The 25,249-nt window shown below is 44.3% G+C and carries 21 protein-coding genes and 1 riboswitch; of the genes, 14 read left to right on the top strand and 7 right to left on the bottom strand.

The genetic code is table 11. From position 1 onward, the window contains the following. Positions 1-224: 224 nt before the first annotated feature. The 3 genes from OEV42_12315 to OEV42_12305 form a co-directional block, all read right to left on the bottom strand. Entirely contained in the window at positions 225-569 is a 345-nt protein-coding gene (locus OEV42_12315; GenBank protein ID MDH3975056.1) for a DUF1207 domain-containing protein, read from the bottom strand. 248 nt (positions 570-817) lie between these two features. Continuing rightward, positions 818-3,133 carry a PKD domain-containing protein gene (locus OEV42_12310; GenBank protein MDH3975055.1) on the bottom strand — a complete coding sequence of 772 codons (2,316 nt, stop codon included), beginning with the start codon at positions 3,131-3,133 and terminating at the stop codon, positions 818-820. A gap of 281 nt (positions 3,134-3,414) precedes the next feature. Continuing rightward, positions 3,415-6,837, bottom strand: coding sequence for an ATP-binding protein (locus OEV42_12305; protein MDH3975054.1), 3,423 nt, complete (start codon positions 6,835-6,837; stop codon positions 3,415-3,417). Positions 6,838-7,058: 221 nt separating this feature from the next. On the opposite strand from OEV42_12305, the gene OEV42_12300 reads away from it, so the two are divergent. Continuing rightward, a complete protein-coding gene (locus OEV42_12300; GenBank protein ID MDH3975053.1) occupies positions 7,059-7,745 on the top strand; it encodes a hypothetical protein in 687 nt (228 codons plus the stop codon). 2 nt (positions 7,746-7,747) lie between these two features. Next, positions 7,748-8,473: a type II secretion system protein GspG gene (locus OEV42_12295; protein ID MDH3975052.1), complete on the top strand. Its 726-nt coding sequence runs from the start codon at positions 7,748-7,750 to the stop codon at positions 8,471-8,473. Positions 8,474-8,593: 120 nt separating this feature from the next. On the opposite strand, the gene OEV42_12290 is transcribed toward OEV42_12295, so the two are convergent. Both OEV42_12290 and OEV42_12285 read right to left on the bottom strand, forming a co-directional pair. Continuing rightward, complete coding sequence (locus tag OEV42_12290) at positions 8,594-8,953, bottom strand: VOC family protein (protein ID MDH3975051.1); 360 nt, start codon at positions 8,951-8,953, stop codon at positions 8,594-8,596. Positions 8,954-9,207: 254 nt separating this feature from the next. Then, positions 9,208-10,140: a DUF1207 domain-containing protein gene (locus OEV42_12285; protein ID MDH3975050.1), complete on the bottom strand. Its 933-nt coding sequence runs from the start codon at positions 10,138-10,140 to the stop codon at positions 9,208-9,210. A 291-nt stretch (positions 10,141-10,431) separates the two neighbouring features. On the opposite strand from OEV42_12285, the gene OEV42_12280 reads away from it, so the two are divergent. The 8 genes from OEV42_12280 to OEV42_12245 all read left to right on the top strand — a co-directional run bounded on the left by OEV42_12280 (position 10,432) and on the right by OEV42_12245 (position 19,844). Then, on the top strand, positions 10,432-10,899 hold the full coding sequence (locus OEV42_12280) for a mobile mystery protein A (protein ID MDH3975049.1): 468 nt from the start codon (positions 10,432-10,434) through the stop codon (positions 10,897-10,899). Beyond that, a complete protein-coding gene (locus OEV42_12275; GenBank protein MDH3975048.1) occupies positions 10,896-11,483 on the top strand; it encodes a mobile mystery protein B in 588 nt (195 codons plus the stop codon). Before OEV42_12280 ends, OEV42_12275 begins: the two co-directional genes overlap by 4 nt. Before the next feature lie 326 nt (positions 11,484-11,809). Beyond that, on the top strand, positions 11,810-12,976 hold the full coding sequence (locus tag OEV42_12270; GenBank protein ID MDH3975047.1) for a KamA family radical SAM protein: 1,167 nt from the start codon (positions 11,810-11,812) through the stop codon (positions 12,974-12,976). 765 nt (positions 12,977-13,741) lie between these two features. Next, positions 13,742-16,099 (top strand): fused MFS/spermidine synthase, encoded by a 2,358-nt coding sequence (locus OEV42_12265; protein ID MDH3975046.1) that lies wholly within the window; start codon positions 13,742-13,744, stop codon positions 16,097-16,099. Positions 16,100-16,119: 20 nt separating this feature from the next. Continuing rightward, positions 16,120-17,166 (top strand): radical SAM protein, encoded by a 1,047-nt coding sequence (locus tag OEV42_12260; protein ID MDH3975045.1) that lies wholly within the window; start codon positions 16,120-16,122, stop codon positions 17,164-17,166. 94 nt (positions 17,167-17,260) lie between these two features. Continuing rightward, the gene (locus OEV42_12255) at positions 17,261-18,589 is read left to right on the top strand and encodes a hypothetical protein (GenBank protein ID MDH3975044.1); all 1,329 of its coding nucleotides are present in this window, start codon (positions 17,261-17,263) and stop codon (positions 18,587-18,589) included. 103 nt (positions 18,590-18,692) lie between these two features. Next, positions 18,693-19,106 carry a hypothetical protein gene (locus OEV42_12250; GenBank protein ID MDH3975043.1) on the top strand — a complete coding sequence of 138 codons (414 nt, stop codon included), beginning with the start codon at positions 18,693-18,695 and terminating at the stop codon, positions 19,104-19,106. A gap of 108 nt (positions 19,107-19,214) precedes the next feature. After that, on the top strand, positions 19,215-19,844 hold the full coding sequence (locus OEV42_12245) for a hemolysin III family protein (protein ID MDH3975042.1): 630 nt from the start codon (positions 19,215-19,217) through the stop codon (positions 19,842-19,844). 116 nt (positions 19,845-19,960) lie between these two features. Here OEV42_12245 and OEV42_12240 read toward each other — a convergent pair whose 3' ends face one another. Then, entirely contained in the window at positions 19,961-20,203 is a 243-nt protein-coding gene (locus tag OEV42_12240) for a hypothetical protein (protein MDH3975041.1), read from the bottom strand. A gap of 296 nt (positions 20,204-20,499) precedes the next feature. Further along, a complete protein-coding gene (locus OEV42_12235; GenBank protein MDH3975040.1) occupies positions 20,500-21,570 on the bottom strand; it encodes a Cj0069 family protein in 1,071 nt (356 codons plus the stop codon). Between the two features lie 118 nt (positions 21,571-21,688). Between OEV42_12235 and OEV42_12230 the strand changes: the two genes are divergently transcribed. The 4 genes from OEV42_12230 (at position 21,689) to OEV42_12215 (ending at position 24,557) form a co-directional block, all read left to right on the top strand. After that, positions 21,689-22,237, top strand: a complete 549-nt coding sequence (locus tag OEV42_12230; protein MDH3975039.1) for a hypothetical protein — start codon at positions 21,689-21,691, stop codon at positions 22,235-22,237. Between the two features lie 658 nt (positions 22,238-22,895). Continuing rightward, positions 22,896-23,519, top strand: a complete 624-nt coding sequence (locus tag OEV42_12225; protein ID MDH3975038.1) for a porin family protein — start codon at positions 22,896-22,898, stop codon at positions 23,517-23,519. 155 nt (positions 23,520-23,674) lie between these two features. Next, positions 23,675-23,854 carry a hypothetical protein gene (locus tag OEV42_12220; protein ID MDH3975037.1) on the top strand — a complete coding sequence of 60 codons (180 nt, stop codon included), beginning with the start codon at positions 23,675-23,677 and terminating at the stop codon, positions 23,852-23,854. An 82-nt stretch (positions 23,855-23,936) separates the two neighbouring features. Further along, positions 23,937-24,557, top strand: a complete 621-nt coding sequence (locus tag OEV42_12215) for a hypothetical protein (GenBank protein ID MDH3975036.1) — start codon at positions 23,937-23,939, stop codon at positions 24,555-24,557. A gap of 402 nt (positions 24,558-24,959) precedes the next feature. Continuing rightward, positions 24,960-25,095, top strand: a riboswitch (cyclic di-GMP riboswitch). The last annotated feature ends 154 nt before the right edge of the window (positions 25,096-25,249 follow it).

The following is a 25,249-nucleotide window of genomic DNA, read 5'->3' as shown; positions in this document are numbered from 1 at the left end:
TTAAGAAAGAAGAACATCGGAAAGCCGTATGCGGGAGAACCGCTAGTACGGTTTGATGAGGGGAGGCTGTGAACCATGTCTTATTATCGGCAGGTTCGCTGCCTTCTACTCTAAAAGTTAACTAGTTGATATTAAAGAGTAAAACCTTTGGAGTGCCCCTTTTTTGCCCTTAAAAGGCCCTTTTTAGGGGTGAAATGAGTGCTCTAAGAAATGGCAGAGGGGCCTCAGATATCCAGCCAGAGCCCAAGGGAGATGTAGCTCTCTTCGTCCTGGAAGAATTCCCCCATATTGGGACGCCCCTTGTAGTATTCAATCCCGAGCCGCCAAGTGCGGTCTCCCTGGTCCATGAGGAGGCCAAGGTGGAGCGAGGTGTCGACACGCCAATCCCTCTCCTCGGTAGCTGAAAGGTCAAGAGCGGTATACCACCCCATGCGTTCTTTCCAGAGACAACGGGCATTTTCAAACTCCAGGCCTAGCTGAAAGCGTCCGGGCTCCTGAAGCTCCTCATTTCGCAGACTAAAGCCCCAACCTCCTTCGGCGTAGGTCCGCCACTTTTCATCGATGGCCAGGCTAAGGCCGGCTAACAGTTCCTGACGTGTATAGCCGATACGCTTTCTTCCTGTTGACTCTACCGGAGTATCTACAACCGTCCCCTTCCCTTTAGATTTGATTTGACCCCATTGACTTTCAAAAAAAGGCAGAGCCGAAGCCCTGCCTTTTTTATTTACCCTATGCCAGGTAATAGCTGTTCGTTTTCTTCCTCGTTACGCATTATATGCCGTAATCAGGATTACATGTCTCTCCCATAATGGTTTGGTTAGGGCACGCATTGGACACTCCGGGACATCGCATCAGATGGCACAATGGGTGATATATTCGGATCGAAGCCTCCCACTGTCGCAATATTTCCATTGATCGTTGCACCGTATGACTTCCTCGAATTGATGGGTTCGTCAAAATGCCATAGCCCTATCAGCTCTGCCTTATCACCGCGCATCGGGCTGCACATGTTTGCCTGTATCTCTGCCTGTGTACGTGCTGTGTTCCACACACGGACTTCATCGATTTTTCCTTTAAAATGCCGTGAAGCCTCCTTGGCGCTCCGTTCCTGCCCGATACTGAAAAATGCCGTCTTTTTTGGTCTGCTGGTAGTGGAGAAAGATGCCTCCTGCACCCCATCAACCCACAAGATACCTTCACCCTTTATGTTAATCGTCACGGCCACATGGTACCATTTATCGAAAGCAAATGTGCCGGCACTACAAATCATACCGTTATCGCGATCATGATAACAAAAAGTCCCATTTGCGCCATCATAATACATCACGTGATGGCCATTCCCACCGTCCGATGCATTGAGTGCAAGAATAGCGGTCAGATATGGATGGTATTCAGGATAGACCCAGGCCTCAAGGGTCAGTGCCGAATCAGGAGCCCCGCTTATGTCACCGGAAAGCGTATCTGCCGCAACATACTGGTAATATCCTTCCAGACTCAATGCGTTTCCGGCTCCTATTACCGGCGTTACGCTTGTTTGATTGCTTTCATCATGAAACACACCAGTAACTTCCTTGATTTGGTAATAATAGATTGGTCCGAAGGTTATCTCCGTGTCTGTGAAAAATACTTTCGAATCGCTATAGAGGCCGTCATCAACATACCTTACAAGGCCAATTTGTTCCCACAGCGACTTATTTCTTTTTCTATATACATAATAATCATGACCACTACTGCCATATTTGCCTGGATGCTTTTTGGATATATCTGCAGGCTGCCAATGCAAATCTACTTTTCCATCCGATGCCCAGGCCGTTAATTCAGAAACGTGATATTTCCATACGGACAACAAAGTATCTTTATGGGTCTTTCCTCTTCCACCGAACCTTATTACGTCAAAATCCGTTTGGGCAAATGTTTTGTTTCTACCATCCTCAACCATGATCATATAGATCATCATGTCCGCAATGAGCCGATTCATGAATCCGGGATCATTAAAACCAAGTCCAGCATGATCGTTAGAAAGATAGTTCATGCGCATCAAATCATAAATTGCGTCATGAACAGCCGAACAGCGGACATAAAACGCACGGTTATCTTCAATGTTAAATGTATTCGCCGGCCTTGATGCGCCGTCCCATCGATAGCCCTTTTTTAGTGTCAAGATACCTTTTTCTAGTTCGATGAAGTCCCATTTTATGGGCTGATCAAAAACCACTCTTATATGATTCTGTATAGCAGTAAATTGCTTATCAGTTCCGAGCCATCTCCCGTAAAAAGCCGGTAGTTTACTTTTATCTGCAAAATATGCGTTTAAATCTATTGAATAGTCTTTAGCTACCTCATAGTAAAGAACCGTATCTAGAGCACCATGCCTGGGACCGATTTTATATTCCCACTTATTTATTTCATGGTAAGCCAAGTTGTCCACCGGCACTGGTTTTGTTGTCAACGCTGTAATGGTCACAGTATCCTCACTGCTGGCTTTGGCGCCGTCATTCACAGTCAGGCTTAAAACATATGCGCCATCAAGATCTGCGGTAAAGGTTGGATTGACCAGTGCAATATCCGACAACACAGCAGCACTGCCGTCAGGCAGCGAAACAAACTGCCACTGATAAGTGATGGGGTCAGCGTCTGCATCACTACTCAGCCTACCGTCAAGCGTTACCTCTGTGCCGGTTGCTACATTCTGGTCAGCCCCGGCATTGGCCATTGGTGTGGAATTGGATGATGATGCCGTAATTGTTACAACATCGGCTACACTGTCTACATCACCATCATTTACAATCAGACTCAAGGCATAAAGGCCGTCCAGGTCTGCCGTGAAGGTTGGACCATACGATGTGGCATCTGACAGCACGGCGGCACTGCCGTCAGGAAGGGAGGTAAATTGCCACTGATAAGTGATGAGGTCACCATCTGTATCACTGCTTAGGCTGGCATCCAGCTTTATTTTTGTGCCGGTTGCTACATTCTGGTCAGCCCCGGCAATTGCCATGGGTGCGGAATTGTTATCCCCTTCATTGTTTTCATTTTGTATATCACTGCCTGTTCCACCACCACAGGCGGTAACAAACACTGCGATAAAACATATAAGAGCAGCTTTACTGAATATGTTACTTAATCTTTTCATTTCAACATCCTCCAAAATTAAATTTAATTCTTGAGTTGTTATATTAAAAAGCGGACCTGACAGTCAATATTGTAAATCGTTAAAAAAATTGTTAAAAAAACTTGTATCTATAAGATTTTAAAGCATTATTTAGTTAGGCTTGCCACGATTGATTTTAAAATGAGGATAAAAAAGTGATCAGTTCTCCGAAAGTGTGGGTCAACTGGCAAGACTCATTAAAGCGACAGGACAAAGATAAATCGGGAACTCAGAGGATAGGTAAGAGAGAGATAAATTACGGTTTAATTGGAGTGTTGAAAATCATTAAGCGCTTTTTCCAGGCTTGTCCTAAGGGGGGATTCTTTTTCGCAGGCGTCGAGAATAAATTCAGCGCTGGCAGATACTTTATTCCAGCGAGGGTATTTTGGCAATTTTTTTATATCGAGGTATTTGTCGAGCGTCTGGGCACGTTCCCAGCCGTCAATGTTTGTGTAAATCTTCCATATATTTGACTCTTTGGCAAAATCGGTTTTCGTTAAACCAGTTGTCTCTATCCAATATTTAACAGCAAGGGTCATCACATTAACAGCATGTTTCTTTTTATTGGAATGGCTTCCTTCATTGAACAACTCCCGCCCAACCTTGTCAAGGACACCATCAATTGCCTTCATGTCTTCCTGAAGGTGTGGGAGATTCTCAAGCTTTTCCGGGAGCAAGCTCCCCATGGCTTCTTCAAGCTTGTGCATTCGCTCACGGTTACGGTTCAATTCATCGACAAGCGTCAGGGTATGAACGATTTCCTTTCCCTTCAGGTCCCCAGTTTTGAGATGGTCTGTTTTGCCAATGACCAGTAAAAAGAGTGTCTCCTCTTCAAGTTCAAGGGAAGTGCTCATCAGTTCAATTTCGATCTCTTTTCCGTGAGAGGTCTGTAATACAAAGGTGTGATTCCTTTGATAATTTTTATCAAATACCCAGTCTGATAATGAATTTACCTCATACTTTTGAGGAATTAGTTTATTGAAGTTTTTTCCAAGCAGGCTTTCGCTTGTATATTCCAGAAGTTTTTCACAATATTGATTGCAGAAGGTAATCTCCTCATTTTCATTGATAGCAATGATCCCTTCGTTAACATTATCTAGAAAAACAGACATTCGTTGTTGCATTATTCGAAGTTCCTGTTCTGTCTCTTTTCGACGTTGCAGTTCATCCTTGAGACGCTTGTTCTCTGCAAGTGTCGCGTAGGACTCCTTGATCTGCAGATGAGATTTTACACGAACCAGCAATTCCTCCCGGCTGAAAGGTTTGGTAATATAATCATTGGCGCCGACGTTAAAGCCTTCAACGAGATCTGATATGCCGTTTTTTGCAGTCAGCAGGATAACAGGAAGTTCCGAAACCGAATACTGTTGCCGTAGGTGGCGGCAGACCTCATAACCTGTCAATACGGGCATCATGATATCGAGTAAAACCAGGTCGGGGCTTTCTCCTTTTTCAATGTGATCCAACGCTGCCTTGCCATCTCTTGCAATTATCAGCTCCAGCCCTTCTTGTGACAGATGATTCATGACGACTTGAAGATTGATTGGCTCATCATCAACTATCATTACTTTAAAGGCACCTTCTTCGGGTTCTTGAATTTCAGTTAGATCAATTGTTTTATTTAATCCGGAAATGTGATCGAGATTAATATTAGTCCCACGATCTGCCAAAATGTTTTTTGTCATGTTGATCCCACTCCGATCATTCCCGCTGTAAATGGGAAGTGTTACAAAAAACACACTACCCTTTCCGGGCTCAGAGTTTACGTGAATCGAGCCGCCGTGCAACTCTATCAATTTTTTCGTAATTGAAAGACCAAGACCCGTTCCACCAAACTGCCGTGCCGTGCCTGAATCGAGTTGTTCAAATGAAAGGAAAATGTCCTTCAATTTGTTTTTCTCAATCCCAATACCCGTGTCAGAAACGGAAATTTCGATCATCTTCTCAACTTTTTTTGCTGATATTATGATGGAGCCTTCTGGAGTAAACTTGATGGCGTTTCCAATGAGGTTATAAAAAACCTGTTGAAGACGGTTCTCATCACCGGCGACATAGGGCAGATTTTCAGGAATGTTGTTTTTTATTGTAATCGCTTTACTTTGAGAAAGTATTTTGGTCACGTTGATCACCACCTTCGCGACTTCCCTGATTGAAATGGCTTTTTTTTGTATCTCAATCCCCCTTTCTTTGAGACGAGAGAAATCAAGAATGTCATTGACCAGGCCTGATAAGCGTCTTGCACTGTCAATTACAATGGTGAGGTTTTTTGCATTATTTTTTGACAAATCTTCTTTCCCGTCAACCAGGACAGACTCAGTGATACCGATGATCCCGCTCAGTGGTGTTCTCAGTTCATGAGAAGTGTTGCTTAAAAAATCATCTTTTAGTTTGTCCATTTTTGACAGGGTCATGTTTTTTTCTTTCAGTTCCACAGAAAGCTTTTCGACTGAAACAAAGGCTTTTGAAAAGCGCAATGAAAGAGCAAAAGACTGAAAAATAATGAAAAGCAAGAGTGCCAGAGGTGTCAGGTAAAGGGTCTGAATCACATAAGTATCATTAAGCATATCATTGGCACCGGAAAAAGCGACGATCATAAAACCAGTAAAGATGAGCACTGCGCCCTCCCGTCTATTTGAGATGGCCTTGATAAGAACAATGGCGCAATAAATGAGCAGTAAAAAAGTAAAAAAATGGTATATCTGAATGTAGCCTGTAAAAATTCTTACGGGCAACATTATTGCGGATAAAAAGAAACCCACACCCAGGGCCTGGTAAAAGTGAACAACCCTAACAGAACATTCCTTTGGATATAAAGAATGAATAAGCATCATAAGGACAGGACAGGATAGGTAATAAGCAGCAACAGCAACGGTGATTGAAAATTTCCACGGTAGATCGGGCCATACAAAGTTGATTGCCCATCCTGAGGGTGACCCAAATGTATTATTAAGTTCCCACAACAGACAGTAGATCGCAAGAAAGAGATGCGAAGGATCATTTCTTCTCATCATGAATTGAGCAAAATGATAAATCCCCATAAACAAAAGAGAAGATAAAACAAATATTACAAAAACATTGAAATTGTTTTCGTTATTTTGAATAATCGATTCAGGGCCGAAACTGATGGAAGTCGAAAGACCACCGGCATTGTAGTTATGATTAGAGACCTGCAGAATTAGTGTAAGATCAGTCCTCTCCGGTTTAAATGTGAAGAGTTCCCGAGATAGGAGTGGTACCTCCGAATTGTGGTCTTTTGCGACAATACCGCGTGAGACGATTTTTCGACCATTTATCCATAAGGTATAAGCGGATAAAATTTTCGATAAGCGCAGTGCATAAACGTCATTATATAAGTTATTTTTTATAATCAGACGAAAGGTTGCATAACCATTTTTATTCAGCTTTGTCCCATCAAAAATGTAGTCATTCCATACCATGGGATGATTAATGTAACCTGTCTTTTTCGGAGTCGCTTTGGCAAAATCCTCTGGAGCAAGAAGCTGATCCCAGTAAAACTCCCACTGGCCGTCAAGGTGGACAATGCCCTGTTTTTCAAAATCCCAGCCAGAGAGGTCCAGTACACCATTTATAGCTAGCGGACGTTTGTCACTTGCAGCACAACCTGATAAGAATAGAAATAGGAGTGCAATAAAAAAAAGACGACTTAAATGATTTTGTAAAATCATTCCCCACTCATCCTTCTCTTCAGTTTTTATCGATTTTTATGATCGTTCATTAGTTCGAAATATTGACAGAGTTTATCATATGGTGATGAAGTGTGTAAATTCAATCATCATCGACCAAAAACGGATTTGGTAATTCCGGGGATACAATACTTAATACTATTTTAAACCTTCCCCTCTCTACAAACTTGCCATAACCGATCCCTTATCGTAAAATCAAAACTATGAATAAAAGAAATCCGATAAAAAGCAGCACCCTTTTTTTTACCGTTCTTTTTTTCCTTTTCCCCCTTCCTGCCTCGGCAGGAATGCCTTTTTTCACCCTCACCGATGTTGCCCGCTTCCGGGTATCTACAATTTCTCTATTTCTAATTATTTATGTGTTGACCTCTTTCGGAGTTTACAAAATCTGGAATTTACTCCGTAAAGATTTTAGCCGCCTCCCCAAAATCTCCTTCAAAAGGGCTCTTGTCCTTGTCTTCATCTGGGGCATGGCATTTCACCTTATCCTGGTAATGATTTCAGGAACGAGAGAATTGATGACTCCCGACGCATGGAAAAAAACGGGTACAGTCTATAAGTTGTCGTCCGATACTATGCAGCAAGGGATGGATGCACGTCGCCTCAAACTGGAGCATTTAAAAAAAGTTCTCTGGCAGTATGCTGAAACGCATAAAGGCAGCTTTCCGCAGGATCAAAAAGGCGTTTCCATTCCCGCGACTTCCTGGTTCGATACTTCAGGACAGTTTGCCTATATATACCATAGTGGTTTATCGCCTGATTCTTCTGCCATCCTCCCCCTTGCCTATGAGCCTGACAGCTATGGAGAGGAAAGGTTTGTATTGCTGACAAACGGCCAGGTTGAGCTGCTCCCTCTGGATAGGATCTTCTCCCTGAAAGAAGGTAAATAATTATGGCCTTTTCGAAAGGATTTTCCAGATTTATTAAGCTTTTTTTATTCCTTGTTTTTGTCTTCATATCAGGTGCAATCGTTCTGCTTGAAATCCCTTTTTTCCTGGCCTTCGGATGGATTTATTACCTGTACAGGGTTTTTCCCAATATAGAGTTCAATATAGTTCCTATCCTTGAAGGGATCGGTGCGGCAATCATTTTGACAATAGCGGCCCACTACTTTCTGGCCTGGTTATACAAAAATTACGGAAGAGGCGATGTGGAGCTTGAGGGGGAAAGGTTGTGGAGTTTGAGATGGACCCTCATGGGGGTAGGCCTCTTCATCCTTATGTTTTCAACGAGCATCTCTATTACGGGACTTGTTCATCAGACAGGCTGGCTCCTGCGGGGGCCAATGATCAAGACAGCACAAAACTTTCGACCCCGTGCAACGGGAACGCAAATGAGAATAATCGGTGAAAGGCTTGACGCCTATTATGAAGAGTTTAAGCATTTCCCCCTTTCAGCGAGAAGTGTCAATCTCGAGGATGTGGGCATCCCTGCTTCATACTATGATGGGCCGGATAAAGATGCATGGGGTACGCCCTTTAAATACAAATCTGACGGCAGTTCCTATGTATTGAAAAGCCTGGGGAGAAACCGAGTTCCCGGCGGTGAAGAGGGTGATTTTGATGACCTTGTTTTTTCTGACGGTCTGTTTATTGTTTCTCCCTACTATAATGATTGATATATCTATATAACGCTTCTCTTTTAAGAGAAAGAATAAATTAAATTCTTAAATGTCAATAGCTTAGAGAGAGTACATAGATAAAAACAACCGTCCCCTTTTCTTCCTTTTACAGCGTATTTAAATATCTTTTTCAGACCAGACCCCGTATTCATTACCATTTGGATCTGTGAAATGGAAGCGACAGCCACCAGGGAATTCAAATGTAGGTTTTACTATTGAACCTCCAGCTTGCTCTACTTTTTGTTGTGTTTTCTTTAATTCCTTGCAGTAGATTACGATAAGTACACTTCCATTAGCTACGGAAGAATTTTGCTCTGACTTGAAAAATCCTGCATTCACGCCTGCATTCGCAACAACGGAATATTCATCGCCATAATCAGAGAATGACCATCCAAATACAGTTGAAAAGAATTTTTTAGTTGATTCAATGTCCTTTGTAGGAAACTCGATATAACTGATTTTTTCATTTTCATTCATTTATTTATCTCCATTTTAATTATTTTATTCGTCCTAATACTAATGGGGTAAGCTATCGATTACAAGAATTATCATCCCCCAAATGGCTATTTCCAGGAGTCTGTCGGACTTAGGGGCCATCATGGGCCATCGTGGGATCGGACCAAGTTAACTAGTCGATATTAAAGATTAAAGTTTCTAGAATACCCCTTTTTTACCCTTAAAAGCCCCTTTTTAGGGGTGAAATGTGTGCTCTAAGAAATGAAAGAGGAGCTTCACATATCCAGCCAGAGCCCAAGGGAGATATAGCTCTCGTCGTCCTGGAAGAATTCCCCCATATTGGGGCGCCCCTTGTAGTATTCGATCCCGAAGCGCCATTTGTGGACTCCCTGGTCCATGAGGAGGCCAAGGTGGAATGAAGTGTCGACACGCCAATCCTTCTCCTCGGTGGCGGAAAGGTCCAGAGCAGTATACCACCCTATATGTCCTTTCCAGAGACTGGGGGCACTTTCAAACTCCAGGCCTATCTGAACGCGTCCGGGCTCCTGAAGCTCCTCATTTCGCAGATCAAAGCCCCACCCTCCTTCGGCGTAGGTCCGCCACTTTGCATCGATGGCCAGGCTGATGCCGGCTAGCAGTTCCTGACGTGTATAGTTGATGCGCTTTCTTCCAGTTGTCTCTGCATATTCGTCGCCAATGTGACTCGATGTGTGAAGAAGGCCGAACTTAAGGGCCATGTGCCGGTTTTGGGCTCCCGTTAGAACCAGTCCGTAATTGCCGTCCCAGCCGATGTTGTCGTAGGCGTGGTCGGCGTCAAACTGTGCGTCATAACCGACTTCGAGACTCAGCTGCCATCCCCTGTCCGTTTGATCCGGTTGAAGTAATCTCATTAGGCCCAGCCTGCCCCCCGCCTTTAGGTTGTAGCGGCTGCTGCCTGATTCGGTTATTCCTGCGTGGGACATGTGAAGCCACTGGAGAGCAAAGCCTACCCTGTGCGGATCAGCGAGGTAGGGAGGATAGTAGATATCTCCCTGCGGAAAAATGATGAGCTTATGTTCTGAGGTAAGGTCAATGGCAGACTCTCTGTGAGCTTTTTCTTCCACTTGAGGATTGTCTTGGGCAGCTGCGCCATCTATAAAAAGGAAGAGCATGCTAAGGAGTAGAATGGGCAGCCAACGTTTCAGAATTATTTGCTGAGAATAGTGCATCAGCTACCTCCTTTGGTTAAGTTAAATATACCAAAAGTGTTACCTAATTACTAAGCATCTACAACAGCGACCATTTATTGTCTTTTTTTCCATATCTCACCTCATTTCCCCCCCCATTAGAGATAAAAAAAGAACCTCTAGCGGGGTAAAGTTCGCACAATCAGCCCCCCTCTGGTTGCCTGCCAAAGAATTAAGCAGCCCATTTTGATTAACCTATAAATTAATTTAATCTTGCAAAAATTAATTTTTATGTTAATATGATAGCTAGTTAAATTAACAAAGAGGTTAATTATGCTAAAGGATCGCAAGCGGCTTGTCCGTGAACAGCTTGAAAAAACGCTTTCGCAATTTGCCGGATTAAAATCTGTGTCTCTCCCACCGAAGGGTTGGATTCGTGCTATACGGGAAGCGCTTGGAATGTCGGGCGCGAACTTTGCCGACAGGCTCGGCGTTAAACCGCCGCGTATAACAAAGCTGGAAAAAGACGAACTGTCGGGCTCAGTTACAATCAAGAGCATGAGGCAGGCAGCGGAAGCACTTGATGCCGTCTTTGTTTATGCTTTGGTGCCGCGCGAAAGCCTGGAGTCAACAGTAAGGAGGCAGGCAGAGCGTGTGGCCGGAATGCGCCTGGACAGGGTCTCTCATTCAATGCGGCTTGAAGATCAGCAGCTGTCGGATGAAGAGATGAAAAAGGCCCTCAATGAGGCTGTGGAGGAACTGATACGCACCATGCCGAAGGATTTGTGGAGTAAGTCATGATGGATATGAACGGCGATGACGGGGCCACCCCGCTTACGCCGGAAGAGTCTGAGGGACTCCGTCTTACCCATATCACGACACGGGGTGAGCTAAACAGATGGGAACAGGACAATATAGCAGAGGGAGAGGCATGGGCTTTCGGTCGCAGACAAAAGGATATCCTTAGTGAAGGGTTTCTGCGGCGCCTGCATAAAAGGATGTTCGGGGATGTCTGGCGCTGGGCCGGGGAGTTTAGGATGAGTGACAAAAACATAGGCATTCACTGGCGTCATATCCCTGTTCAGTTAAGAGAACTCCTTGAAGACGTCAAGGCCTGGGTAGATCATGGCAGCTATTCGGCTGACGAGATAGCCGTCAGATTTCATCACAGGCTTGTTTTCATTCACCTATTCCCCAATGGCAACGGCCGCCATGCCCGTACGATTACGGATCTCTTGCTGGTCCAGGTTTTGGAGCGCCCCGGATTCAGCTGGGGAGGTGGTGATATTGTCGACGTCGGTAACTGCCGCAGGTTCTACATAGAAGCGCTTCGGGCTGCCGATGCGCACGAATATGGGCCTCTCCTCGAATTTGTCAGGTCCTGAATGTAATTCTGGGGACATAATACTTATCTTCCACCTTAATCGACTCTTTCAAAACAAAATACAACCCGACAAAAGATGAGAAAAAGGAAGAAACGTGGACGCAACCCGTTTTTTTCACCTGTCGCATAAATAGAGTCAACGACTCTTTAAACACCTCATTTCCCCCACAGATTTGCTTTTCACTGATTGGTCATGTTACACTGGCGTCAGCAAATCAGTAATTTACTGAAAATATTAACAGAAAAAAGAAGTTTTATTTAAGGTGTTAAAGAGCGCAGGGCCCTGAATATTGAGGGCCCTTTTTTTAAACTTAAACCAGGAGGATCATGCAGAATGCTGAAAGAGTAACCAATGAAGAAAGCTGCCATAGCTGGCAGGCAGAACTGAAGAACAATGTAACAACCATTGAAGAGTTGAAAGACTTTATAGAGCTTGGTTCCGAAGAGGAAGAAAAGCTTGAAAAGGTGGTCGGTAACCATCCCATGAACATACCCCGCTATTACCTTGGCCTTATCGATAAAGAGGACCCTCAAGACCCTATCCGAAAACTTGCAGTGCCCACAGAGGACGAACTGGTTCTGGCCGGCTCAATGGGCGAGACGACACCTGACCCTTACGGCGACGACAAGCACGACAAGGGAAATGGAATCCTGCACAAGTACCCCTATTCGGCACTCGTCGTTGCCACGGAATACTGCTCCATGTACTGCCGCCACTGCTTCAGAAAGCGGATGGTGGGCCTGCCTAACGACCAGACGGTAGAGAACTTTCAAAAGGCCGCCAAATATATAGCGGAGCATGACGAGATTACCAATGTAATCATCTCCGGCGGCGATCCCCTGTTCCTTCCCACATCGTCATTAAGGAAGATGCTCGAGTCGCTTGTTCATATCGACCATGTCAACTACGTGAGGATCGGCACCAGGGCGCCTGTCGTTTTTCCCCAGCGGCTCATGGATGACGAACTGATAGAGCTTTTCCGGGATTTCAATTTAAGGAAAACCCTTTATGTTCCCACACATTTCAACCATGCAAGAGAGATAACTCCCGAGTCGACTAAAGCCGTTGCCAGGATAAGAAGCGCAGCTGTGGCCGTCAACAACCAGGCCGTTTTGCTAAGAGGTGTAAACGACTCCGCCCTGGCCCTGGCAGAACTCATGAACAGCCTTGTCAGGATAGGTGTCAACCCCTACTACCTGTACCAGTGCATGCCCGTATCGAGGGTAAGGCACCACTTCCAGGTGCCCCTGGCCGAAGGAGTCGATATGGTGAGCGAGGCGAAGCGGCAGCTTGACGGTTATGCCAAAGGCTTCAAGTTTATCATGGGCCATGATATCGGCAAGATAGAGATCTGCGGCAGGGATGGCGACAAGCTTGTCATGAGCCAGATACACGCCAGGCCGGAATACCCCGAAGAGGCATCGAGGATACTTGTGCGGCAGTTGATGGAGAATGCCGGCTGGCTGGAAGATATGGCGACGGTTGAGCTATGAAAAGAAGAGAAAGGGGGAGCATTTTCCTCTTTCAAAGCCCTTTCTTTTACTCTTAAAAGCCCTGTTTTAGGGGTGAAATGAGTAGTTTTAAAAAAGTAGCTTTCTTGATTAATCTATAAGTTAATTTATTCTTGGAGTAATTAATCTTTAAAAATCCCCGTCCTTTGGGCGGGCTGAGAATTAAAAGACTATGCCATAACAAGTTTTACTTTTCTTTTGCGGACAAAGAAAAGTAACAAAAGAAAGGCCGCCCTAAAACTTGGTCCCACCAAGGCGGGACTTCCTTCGCTTCGGCTTTAGCTGTGGCGGGTTTATAAACTCGCTTTGCTCAGACAGTATAAACCCTTTTCTCCACAGATAAAGCCTTCACTCAGCTGCGTTTTAATGGGAAGGAAAAGCAAGCCCTTTTAGGGCTCAAACAAAGCTACGCCCTTTGGGCGTGGATTCTTTACTATCTCACCCCCGTTAGAGGGAAACCTCTAACGGGGTAAATCACAATCAGCCCCCGCATTTGCCTGCCAACGAATTATGAGATAACCTTTTAGTGAAAGCCACTTTATTAACTAGGTAATTAAAGGTGATGCAATTCACCCCTCCTTGGTAAGGAGGGGACAAAGGGGTGGTCAAAATCCAGCATGCCTATTCTAAGTGGCAGACGGCAATTCATACCCCCCTCACCCTAGACCTCTACCCTCAAGCACCCCTGCGGAGCATAAAGGGCATCGAGATCCCACCAGGGGAGAGGGGATTATAAGGTTCAGTTTAATGAAAAAGCGCTTCTCTGCAGCCATATTGGTAATGGGATTTAGCGGACTCGTTGCCCAGATACTTCTTTTAAGGGAGCTGCTCATTGTTTTTTCAGGCAATGAACTTTGCATCGGCATAATTCTGGCCAACTGGCTTATCCTGGAGGCGTTTGGATCATACATTCTTGGCAGGAGGGCCGAGCAATCCCAATATAAACTTGAAGCATTTACCCTTATTACCATTCTTTTTTCTCTATCGCTCCCCATCGCAATCTACCTGACTCGCATACTGAAAGGCGTCATGGGCATTTCCATTGGTGAAAGCATAGGATTTTTGCCCATGCTCTACTCCTCCTTTCTTGTCCTTTCTGTCGTCAGCATACTTCACGGCGCACTCTTTACTTACAGTTGCCGCATTTATTCCCTCTTTTCCAGCGTCAACGCATCCCCCGGCGCATCTTCTGTGGGCAGGGTTTATGTCTATGAGACGGTGGGCACCATTATGGGCGGCATTGCCTGCACCTATCTCCTGGTTCCCTATTTTAATAGTTTTCAGGCAGCTACAGGGCTCGCTCTGTTGAACTTTATAGTATGTCTTGTTTTACTGGCTCCTTCCCGGCTTAGCGGACTATTTCAAAAAACAGTCCTCGCTGTATTGAGTCTGCTTATCCTTTTTTCAGGCTATTTACTCTTTGCCGGCAAGGCGATTGAGCTGCATCATTATTCAATCAAGGCGCAATGGAAAAACCAGAATGTCGTTCATTACCAGAACTCGCCATACGGCAATATATGCGTTCTGGAAAATGAGGGCCAATACATTTTCTTTATCGACGGTATTCCCAATCTCATCACGCCCATTCCTGATATCCCAACAATGGAAGAGTTTGTTCATCTTCCGCTACTTGCCCATCCTTCTCCGGCAAAACTCCTCATCTTGAGCGGAGGAGCAGGGGGCATGATAAATGAGGCGCTAAAACATCCATCAGTAGAAGCCATTGAATATGCAGAACTTGATCCCTTGATTCTTGGTCTTGTAAGAAAATTCCCCACGCCCCTCACTGAATCGGAACTGAATGATAGTAGGGTAAAGATAAAACATATTGATGGCCGACTGTTACTTAAAACAACAGGTCATAAGTACGACGTCATTTTCGTAGGGATAGAGGAGCCCTCTAATTTGCAGGCAAACAGGTTCTTTACCAGTGAGTTCTTTTCCCTTGTAAAAGAAAGACTAAGTAGTGGGGGCATACTTGTCCTTCGATTGCCCGGTTCTATGACTTACTTAAATGAAGAACTGAGAAACCTGAACAGCTCTATTTTCAATACCCTGGAAAGTGTCTTTTCTCATATAAGAGTGATTCCCGGTGACGGCAGGAACCTTTTCCTTTCATCAGACTCCCGGGAAATCAGATCGATTGACAGGGACCTGATTATAGAAAGGCTGACTGAGCGGAATATTGCAGCCAATGTGATTGTTCCCTGGCATATTGAGAAAAAGCTGCACCGGGGATGGCAGGACTGGTTCTCCCGTTTTATTGAAGGGGGCAGTGAGAAGATCAATTCAGATTTCACTCCCCTGGGACTGTTTTACAGTATTTCTCACTGGAATGCCGTCTTTGCTCCTTCACTACGGGGGATGTTTAGTCAATTTGAAAAGATAAACCTGAAGGTTGTTGTTCTTCTCTTTGTCCTTTTACTTCTTGTCTATTTTTTTATCCGGCTTTTTTTTGGGCTTTTTCCCCCGTTCTTTTTCCGGCCCCAAAAGGGGCAATTCTTCCGGGGAGGCATTGCCTTAGCCATTATGACAACAGGCTTTGCCGGAATGATGTTTGACCTTATGATTATTTTTACCTTCCAGTCCATTTATGGCTATGTCTTTTCATGGATCGGCATTCTTGTGGCAGCCTTTATGGCAGGGGCAGCCTGTGGGGCAATGCTCATAACAACACTTCTGGAGCGAATAAAAAATTATTTTAAAGTTTTTATAAACATTGAATTGGCCATCATCGGTTTTTCTATTGCATTCCCTTTTCTATTTCTTGCCGTGCCGACATATAGGGGCAGCCCGGAGGTTTTCTTTTATTTCAAGATGCTCTTTTTGCTCATTTCCTTTATAAGCGGATTTTTAACGGGTTCGCAATTTCCCCTGGCAAATAAGTTATACTTAAAGTATAGGGGCAGTTTAAGTGAGACGGCAGGGCTGCTTTATGCTTCCGACCTGCTGGGCGGATGGTTTGGAGGCATTGCAGGGGCTGTCGTGCTTTTGCCTGTTCTTGGTCTAGGTGATACCTGCATAACCGTTGGGCTTCTTAAATTGACAAGCTTCACCGTGATAGCTACCCGGCGTGACCGGCATCTTGCGGAAGGGGAGAAATGAAGGATTTTTGCCCAAAAAAGATGACACGAAGATCTTTTCTGGAAAAGGCGGTCAAACTCTATTTCTCAATAGGGTTGCCTTCCCTTTTACTTGATTTCGGTAAGGCAGAAGCTTCCCTTAATGGGGGCACAGCTTTTGAACCGGCATACCTCAAACTTCACAAAACAGGGGAGCTTAAAAAGCGGGCGGAAAAACTCTGGGCCATTATGGAAAGCTGCCGGCTCTGTCCGAGAAGATGCAGAGTTAATCGCCATAAAGGGATGCGCGGAGTCTGCCGGGCACCCGGCACACAACTTGTTATTTCAGCCTCTCATCCCCACTTTGGCGAAGAACGACCCCTCGTGGGAAGGCGCGGTTCAGGGACAATCTTTTTAACCCATTGCAATTTACGGTGTGTATTTTGTCAAAACTGGGAAATAGCCCACCTTGGCAGGGGGGCTGAAAGAAGTATTGATGATTTCGCCACAATGATGCTTGAGCTGCAAAGAATCGGTTGTCACAATATAAATCTTGTGACGCCGACGCATTATTCGGCACATATCCTTAAGGCTATTGACATCGCTGCAGGGCGGGGTTTAAGGCTGCCCATTGTATACAACACCTCCGGATGGGAACGTCTTGAAATCGTCAAGCTTCTCGATGGAATCGTTGATATCTACCTTCCTGATTTCAAATACTGGGACAGTAAAATGTCGGCCAAATATTCCTATAAAGCAGAGAGTTATCCTGAAATTACGGCTAAAGCAATCCTTGAGATGCACCGTCAGGTGGGTGTGGCAAAACCTGCAAAAGACGGGATTATGCAAAGAGGCCTCATGATTCGGCACCTGGTTATGCCCAATAATACAGGTGGCTCGGAAAATGTGATGGAGTGGATAGCCCGAAATTTGCCGAAAGACACCTTTGTTAATATTATGGCACAGTATAATCCGCTCTATAAAGCCTATGATTATCCGAAGATATCAAGGAGAATTACGAGAAAAGAATATGTATCGGTTGTAAAAAAAGCAAAAGATTTGGGGCTTACCAATCTTGATATTCAGGGATACTGGTGGTTGAAAGGATGAGGGAGGTTATTTCATGCTACGATGCTAAAAATGCATATCCGCAAAAGTGCAATATAGTAACAGCTTATCTGCGAAAATAATAGGGAGTTGAATCATGTCAGAAAAAAAAGGACGACCGGTTCCTTATCAGATGGTATCCCCCGGTTTTGAGGCCGTATATACAGGCGAGAAGTCTTCATCTGAAGGCGAAAGAGTGGAAGTAAACACCACCCTTACTGCCGATGAAGCAGGTAATGAGATAATAAAGTGGTCCGTCTTTTCCTGGACATTTCCCGGCCGGGAAAAAGACTGGGATGAGGAAATCAAATACATCAACAACATGCAGAGCAAGTTAGGGGATCTCGAAGACGGCACTCGCCAGATTCGCACTCACATCGCAAGCCTCGTACCCTGTGATAGTGGATTCCCCGTTACCGTTGACGAATTGCTCAACGCCATTGGCCGGGGAAAACTGGATGAGCCCTCATTTCGCAACGGCTGCTGGTGTCCCGGTATGTGGTGGAAACAGAAAACCACCCAGCCCTTTCATATGAAGAGCATGAGGGCAATATATGCCGTATTAACCGGTTATCTTGCGGAAAAGAGCAGGGAAAGTCTTATCAAGGAATTTCCGGACGCTGTAGGATTCATCAGCCGCGCCTATGAATGGCTCGGCCCGGTATCACAGTTGACGGAAGCCCGGAAACTAATGATGGATCGGATGCTTCTTACCATTGATTTCTTTACAAAGATCAGCGATACAGTGCCCTGTTCTCTAATCTCCGATGTCTCACAAATGGAGCAGGGAGAGGCACTTGTAAAGGAGCTTTTTGAAGAAGGCGGGCAGGGAGCTCGTCTCGATCTGGAAATATCAAAGAAGGAAAACCTGCCGCCCATCTATCCGCTATGGAAACGGTCGTATTCTGAAAACCTTGAACGCCTCGAGGATTCCCGGAAAAAAGAGTTGTATAAGACCTGTTGTTCTATCGCCTCTGGTGTATGCACCTTATCCGATTGCCATCATAACACTTTTCGTTACATCGAAAGCTGGATTCATGGTATCGGCACCGGCCGGTCAGGCATTCCAACCCGGAGAGCGGGGACCGAGAGAGAAAGACTGGGGCATTTACTCTTCGGCTATGTGCTGGGGCTCGATAAATGGCTGTCAGGCGTGCCGATGCAGTTCTTGCTCCTTGATTTGGGCCATATAGACCTGGGCTTCGATCCAAGAAATGAGATACTTCGCGTATACGCTTATCTCGGTGAAGAAAAAACTCCTGTGAAAGAATGGCTCGCCGCTTGTTTGTGGCACAATCTCATGTACTGTCCTATAGACGCCGGCAACCCTGGTGGCCTTATCCGCCACAAGGTTCTGATCGACGGCGCTGCTCAGGCAGGGATCAGTCTGCGAGAGTGGATGGATTCCCGGCTCGCAATACCGTAGGGTACCTTGTATGATGCTATAGGCTGCAATTTTTGTCTTGAACCTGACTTTTTTGATTCCTTTATATACTCGCCCGGAATTATTAGAGGTTCCCTAAATAAATATGAAAAGAAAATTAGCCTATAGCCTTTACATTTTATCGGTGCTATTAATTACTTCATGCGGTACGACTAAATTGCCCGGTAAAGATATTTCTGATTTTGAGGCCGGCAGGAAAGCAATAGTAAGAGCAGATAATATGCCTCTATGGGCAGAGATCTTATTGTGGAAAAAACCTGTCGTAAGAATAAGAGCTGTAGACGGAAAGGATGTTGTTTCAGAGATATTTAGTTTAAATGACCAGATCGTGCTTGATGCAGGACTGCATAAAATAGAGTTCAGTTGTTCAGATCGCGCCGGTTATAATGAAAAAGATTTTACCGAAATACTTGAATTAGATCTTAAGTCTCACCACGAATATTTAGTCGACTGCTGGTTTGAATCCGGTTTTCGTGTTGAAGAAAAGAGTTTGGAGTAACCAGGGGCAGCCCGCTTGATTGCTTTTAAGCGATTCCTGATTCCTGTATAATATTTTAAGAGATATTTATTGAGAAACAACCCTATTGGCTCCGGTTATTTACAAGCTATGTACTATGGTGAAAAATTCAATAGCATTACTCATCTGGTAGGCGCCGTCTCGGCGCTTGTCGGGTTTGGCGCCTTGCTGGCTGTCAGCATCCAGCAGAGAGACCCCCTGTTAATCCTGAGTTTTACCATATTTGGGCTTACACTGGTCCTTCTCTACACCATGTCTACCCTCTATCACAGTTTTCATCCCCCTAATCTAAAAAAGTTATTTCAAAAATTTGATCATATTTCAATTTACCTGCTTATTGCCGGTACCTATACGCCCTATATGTTGATATCGCTCAGTAACGGCAATGGTCCCATTATGCTTGCCTTTGTCTGGGGACTTGCCCTTGTCGGTTTACTCTTCGACACCTTAATCCCGAGACGAATTGAAGTGCTGCAATTGCCCATTTATCTGGTCCTGGGCTGGGTGTGCATACTGGAGTATTCCAACCTTAAGGCGGTTATCCCCATGCCGGGCATGGTGTGGCTTACCATTGGCGGTGCGGCCTATACGGCAGGCGTCATATTTTATGTTTTAGACGATATGAACAAGCTGCCCCATGCCCATGGAATTTGGCACTTATTTGTCCTCCTGGGTTCTATGAGCCATTTCATCTCTATTGTTGGATATGTGAGATCGTAGAGCTTAAGCCTGAAAAAAAGAGACCTAAAAAAGTCAATTTCTTCGCTTCCTGCCAAATACCACTGGAAATGAAGGCTAATTTTGATGCTCCGGGAAGAACCTCGCAGTTGAGAATATCACTTTAATCTATATTTAGATTGTGCTTCCGTGACAATTCTAAAAGCGATAGGTTTGTAATCCCTAACAGGGTGCCCACTGCACCTCAACTCTGCCTCTGACCAGTTACTAGATAAGGGATTATCAGGAATGATTCTTTGGACAGAAACAAATTGCCAATATTTACATTCAGGGTGTTTTTTAAGTTCATCGTTAAGGATATTGAGAAGCTCAAATTCACAGATTGGTTTTTTATTAAGCAATACTACCTCCTGCTGAGTATTTATTATTATGAGTCTCCAATTCTAAAAGGCATGATTCTAAGTTCTTAATGCTAACTGACTGATTAAATTAGCAGCAATATTGTCTATTGGGGACGAACCAAGCCAACCACCCGATAATAAAGAATAATCCCCCCCGTCTTTTAGTCCCTGGAATTCAGCTGTATTTGTTAACTTTAAATTTGGGCAATTTTCAAGCCTTACAGTATTGCTTGCGTCTCCTTTGCCCTGTTGGTTTCTTCAAATTGACATTTATTTGCCAATACAGGGAACCTCTATTAATTCTTAAAAGCCATCCATCTTTTGTTCATTATCGACTCGGCGTCCATTAACCTGATTATTTCATCTGCAACATCTTCACTAAGCTCCAGATGAGTCGAAAAACCGACGCATGACGAATTTATTTCACCAAGTATATATTTGTCATCTCCTGATTTTTTACAAGTGTCGAGTATGAAATCGGCTGTCCAAATTAATGGCACATCAAAATCTCCCAGCCGTTCTCTTAACATGGGAATATTTCCCTCCATAAGTTTCACAAGTTCCGGCCACTTCTCAGGAGATTCATAAGTATACTTTGCACCAGAAAATAGTGTGGCGGAAAAGGCGTCAGGAGTCTCGGCAGGTTTTTTATGAACAATATTCACAACCTTGTTTCTTAACATGAAAAGCCTTATTTCTCCCTCCGTGATTCTCTCTAAAAAAGGCATATCCAGAAGCATTCCATTCTTTCCATCGAGATATTGGACGCAAAAATCGATAAATTCACCTAAGGGCATCTTTTCAACATGATTATCTGCAGCTTCAGTGCATTTGACTATTGTATCGAGAAGGCCTTTTTTTGATTTCTTGTTTGAGTTATTTAAAATCTCCACTCTCCATATTCCCTCACCGGCTGATCCCCGGTTTTGTTTCAGCACTCTAGTCCCTTTTTTTAATGCTTTGGGAAAGTTCTCTTTAAAGGTATCAAAGTCATAATATGTGTAGACATCATTTGGAACGATATCGGTGCCCTTAAATTTTTCAATAGCATTCTTTGCTCCATAATTTACCATTACATCAGGGTGTGGCAACCCTTGTATTCCCCTTTTTACCAGCTCTCTCAGCAATTGAAAATAGGCTGTCTCATCTTTAAGGTTACCCGGGTTAACGCGGCTAATATAGGCGCCGGCTTTTTCCACAGTGTACATAAAAATTTCACCTCTGCTTTCGTCATCGTAAAAAATTATTTCCGATGTCCAATCTCTTTTTTTCAGAGAGTCAATTATTGCTTTTGAATCCGGTCTGTAACCATATGCGCCTTTATCTGTGCCACCTCTTGCTTCAAATATTACAACATGCGTTTTCATTAAAAATAACCTCCCGGTAGAAATTTTTTACTCATTAATAATTGTCTGATAGGCAATTTCATAAATATACAGGAGAATATTATTGATGTAAGTCGGGGTACTACTTTTTTTTGTGTAGATGTTTTGGTGTTATCCTGTCAGGATTAAACTTACAAAAAGAAATGGTCCGGCGTCCGGCCACGTTAACTACTTGAAATCAAAGAGAATCATACTTATATTTTTGCCCCTTTTTCTGCCAATAATGGGGCAGGGGAGAGATCAGTATGTGCAATTGGCACAGCAATACGCAGCGACACATATGCCTGATGAAACCGGTAAATTTGCACTGCTTGAGGCGTCGGCAGTGGGTGGATCAATGACAGTACGTGATGATTTAATGGACAGGGTTTCCGAGTCAATAACAACCTGCGATCCGTGGCCAGGCAAAATCAGCGTGACATTCAATCTGGTCGAAGCTATACCGCATATTCCCGATTATAATAAGCAGGGAGGCAGCGCCTGGACTGAAACGCACGACCTGCGGTTGTTTGCCGATCCCTCTGCTGCGGTCGGTGACCCGCCGGTCTATACGGTGACCGGCGACGATACGGTAGATATTGCGATGCCGCTAACCACCTATCGAACGATACTGCTACATGCCGGTTGTCCGGATGGTTTTGATGAATAGCAACCTCTTTTCCACTCCGGAATCCAGTAATATCAATCTTGCCATCTATGGCACTTATTGTCCGCAGGGTTCCGGCTTTGCTTTTAGCAGCATTAAAAAGCGGTTTTGGGGGGCGGCTGTCCAGAGCGTTCGGATTGACCGGCGTTTTACGCATATCAAGCAACAATAGGACAACGCTCAGCTAACCATTGAGGAAATGCCTCGGTGTCCCGGTCACTGCCAGGAACCTGAAGACCACTGACAAACTTTCTGAAATGATGAAAAAAATGTGACAAGGAAAACCCGGGAAACTTCCCTGCCGCAGAAATGCAGAATTGGTTGTGTTGCCGGAACTATTATGAAAGGAACCAATAAATTCTAAAAAAAACTGCAATTTATTAATTACGCTTGTCAGGATAAAGCAATTGTGATAGAAGGTAGAAAAGATATAAATCAAAGGTGGTGGGGATGAATTACCAATCTATTGAGGAAACAATAAAAAGCTTGATACAGTTAAACACTGTAAAGAGCTTTTTTTGTTAAATGCAGGGTCCACCTTTGCAATTAATGGAAATCAAAATAAATTTAAAGGAGGGGGGGAAACTAATAAAGTATTTGATCAAATAACTATCGATTTTTTGTTAATTTATCAAAATATTCTATTTTAAGGAGGTTTGTCATGAAAAAGTTGCTTGCTTTATTTTTAATATCTGTATTTAGCATTACCGGTATCGCTGTGACGGACGCAAAAGCGGTAGGCCTGGGGTTTTTCCTGGAAAAAGGTACCGGCAGCGGTGAAAGCACAACCTATGATGTCTTTATCTCGGGCAACGATATTGATGATGATTATGATACGGATCACTTTGCCCTGGGCTTTCAGCTCGACACAAACCCTTTTGATGAAGGCACTTTCAATTACAGACTTAGTGTTGGCGTCGACTCTATTGAAGGAGATGCGGATTCAGGGAATGATGTCGAGTTGGATGGTCTCACCATAGAAAATGATTTCGGCTTTAGAGTAGGAGGAAATGACAAAATCAGAATATGGATAGGGCCTGAAGTAAGAGTCGGGTTTTATGAAGGGGACAACGATGCAGGCGGGGATTTAGATCTTGTTTCTTTAGGGGTAGGTCCTGTAGTGGGAGCGAACTTTGGTGTCTCTGACAGCGTGGCGATTACCGTAAAAGCCGGATACATATTCAGCGCTTTTTACGGTGAAGTAGATTACTCTTTTGATTCTTACGATTATACGGGGGAAGTAACAATGCTTTTCATCAGTGCAGGGATGCTTTTCATACCTTAAACCCTGCTTGTATTTATGAGGTTAACTTTCTTTATGAGTACGCTTTTATCATTACTATGGGGGGGGATCCCCTCCCATATTTTTGTTGATGATTAAAATATTTAGTGTTAGCCTGTTCATAATAGTATTTTCCATCCTGTTAACGAGGGATAATTATGAAGCGTTCCATTGCAGAAGGTATATTCCTTGTCTTTGCGCTTGTGCTCTTATTGCCTGTGCTCTCCTGTGACTGGCCTGATGACAGCGGTGAACGGACGGCGGCGCCTGCCTTTAGCGGGAGCAACTATCAAGTACACAAGGGGCCCCACAGGATCACAGCAAGCCCCCACTTCTGATAACACTGCAGGGATAGAATATAACCAGCCCCTCAGCATTGACGGTACGACGACTATCCACACGGTTTGCTTTAAACCCGGTATGCTTGAGAGCGTAGCATCAGCAACCTATATCATTACCGGGTGCGACTGTCAAAACGATCTTTTTTGCTATGATTTTGAAACAAACGATCTTTTCGGGATCTGTCCCGGATACTGGCAGACCGACGGCAGCAATTATACGTCCAGGGAGGTCCTTCCCAATGCGGGCCAGAGCAGCAGTTTCGGCTTGACCCTTATCGGGTCTTCAAGCCGTGCGCGTGATGGTCTTTTTCACCACCTGAGCGACATTGCCCCTTCAGAGATCAGTTTCTATGTGGCGACAATGACGACGACCGGAAATACGGGATATTTCTCGCTCAGTCAGAGTATCGGCGGCACGGGCCATTACGGCATCGTTTTTCATTTCGCCGATGACGGCACAATGCATGTCAATGATGTTTCTTATGATAGTTATCAAATAAGCCGGTATTATTTTATTGAATTCAGGAACATTCAGTGGAATAACCTGGCTGCGTCTTCTACATTTGATTTTTATGTTGATGGAAGCCTGGTTGCGAGCACTATAAGTTTTATGGACCCGAACCTGACAGGCTTTGATTTTCTCATGATATACAGTCTGGATGCCACGCAGGTCTGGTACGACGATATTATAATGTTTTAATAGGAAATACAGGCGCAGGGTGGGCAAAGGTTGTCTCCGTGCTCATAGCCCCTTGCCTGGTTCATGAGAGACTTTTTCATAAACGTCAAAAAGCTGCCGGATTATTGGGTTTTTAAAAAATGTTTGACATTGCAGCAATTTGTGTTTTACTTTAGTATAAACATAATTTAGTAGTTGGGAAGAAACAATCGATCCGAAAGGTAGGCCAAATAAAGGTTGTAGGTTAGAGGATAGTTTTAATACAACGATTTCCGGGGTGGGCCGATGACGCTTTATGATGCAAAAGGGGAATGGGGAACCGGTGATTGAAGTGATTCCCATATTTACTGTTAATCAGCATTGCTGGACGAAGAGGGATTGTAAACCGAAGTTTTTTTGTCACCCTTAAGGGGTAAAAAAATAGTCTGCTCAGAGCAAACTCCGGGAAACCGAAGGACGCAGAGCCGCGGGACTAAGAATATCGCTGATGATAATGTTTGCAAGGTATACTGCCGGGCCATATAGTCATGCGGTCGTTCATGTCAGCCGGGCCGCCAGAAAAAAAATCTGGCGGCTTTTTTTGTTTATGGCTCTTATGTTAACGATAAATTAAATCCCTTGCGGGATAAGGCTGGAATCTAATCACCTTGCTCATAACTCCTTAGCCGGCCCGTGTTTGGACAGATTGATTTATACTTAATTAAGGACAGAAG

The sequence above is a fragment of the Deltaproteobacteria bacterium genome, from assembly GCA_029860075.1.
In the GTDB taxonomy this organism is placed as follows: Bacteria; Desulfobacterota; JADFVX01; order JADFVX01; family JADFVX01; genus JAOUBX01.
This window is presented reverse-complemented; position numbering and strand designations above follow the sequence as displayed.

Excerpts from the sequence above, each read along its gene's own strand:
- OEV42_12310 (MDH3975055.1), bottom strand. The coding sequence starts at position 3,133 with ATGAAAAGATTAAGTAACATATTCAGTAAAGCTGCTCTTATATGTTTT.
- OEV42_12305 (MDH3975054.1), bottom strand. The coding sequence starts at position 6,837 with ATGATTTTACAAAATCATTTAAGTCGTCTTTTTTTTATTGCACTCCTA.
- OEV42_12300 (MDH3975053.1), top strand. The coding sequence starts at position 7,059 with ATGAATAAAAGAAATCCGATAAAAAGCAGCACCCTTTTTTTTACCGTT.
- OEV42_12295 (MDH3975052.1), top strand. The coding sequence starts at position 7,748 with ATGGCCTTTTCGAAAGGATTTTCCAGATTTATTAAGCTTTTTTTATTC.
- OEV42_12290 (MDH3975051.1), bottom strand. The coding sequence starts at position 8,953 with ATGAATGAAAATGAAAAAATCAGTTATATCGAGTTTCCTACAAAGGAC.
- OEV42_12285 (MDH3975050.1), bottom strand. The coding sequence starts at position 10,140 with ATGCACTATTCTCAGCAAATAATTCTGAAACGTTGGCTGCCCATTCTA.
- OEV42_12280 (MDH3975049.1), top strand. The coding sequence starts at position 10,432 with ATGCTAAAGGATCGCAAGCGGCTTGTCCGTGAACAGCTTGAAAAAACG.
- OEV42_12275 (MDH3975048.1), top strand. The coding sequence starts at position 10,896 with ATGATGGATATGAACGGCGATGACGGGGCCACCCCGCTTACGCCGGAA.
- OEV42_12270 (MDH3975047.1), top strand. The coding sequence starts at position 11,810 with ATGCAGAATGCTGAAAGAGTAACCAATGAAGAAAGCTGCCATAGCTGG.
- OEV42_12265 (MDH3975046.1), top strand. The coding sequence starts at position 13,742 with ATGAAAAAGCGCTTCTCTGCAGCCATATTGGTAATGGGATTTAGCGGA.
- OEV42_12260 (MDH3975045.1), top strand. The coding sequence starts at position 16,120 with ATGACACGAAGATCTTTTCTGGAAAAGGCGGTCAAACTCTATTTCTCA.
- OEV42_12255 (MDH3975044.1), top strand. The coding sequence starts at position 17,261 with ATGTCAGAAAAAAAAGGACGACCGGTTCCTTATCAGATGGTATCCCCC.
- OEV42_12250 (MDH3975043.1), top strand. The coding sequence starts at position 18,693 with ATGAAAAGAAAATTAGCCTATAGCCTTTACATTTTATCGGTGCTATTA.
- OEV42_12245 (MDH3975042.1), top strand. The coding sequence starts at position 19,215 with ATGTACTATGGTGAAAAATTCAATAGCATTACTCATCTGGTAGGCGCC.
- OEV42_12235 (MDH3975040.1), bottom strand. The coding sequence starts at position 21,570 with ATGAAAACGCATGTTGTAATATTTGAAGCAAGAGGTGGCACAGATAAA.
- OEV42_12230 (MDH3975039.1), top strand. The coding sequence starts at position 21,689 with ATGTTTTGGTGTTATCCTGTCAGGATTAAACTTACAAAAAGAAATGGT.
- OEV42_12225 (MDH3975038.1), top strand. The coding sequence starts at position 22,896 with ATGAAAAAGTTGCTTGCTTTATTTTTAATATCTGTATTTAGCATTACC.
- OEV42_12220 (MDH3975037.1), top strand. The coding sequence starts at position 23,675 with ATGAAGCGTTCCATTGCAGAAGGTATATTCCTTGTCTTTGCGCTTGTG.
- OEV42_12215 (MDH3975036.1), top strand. The coding sequence starts at position 23,937 with ATGCTTGAGAGCGTAGCATCAGCAACCTATATCATTACCGGGTGCGAC.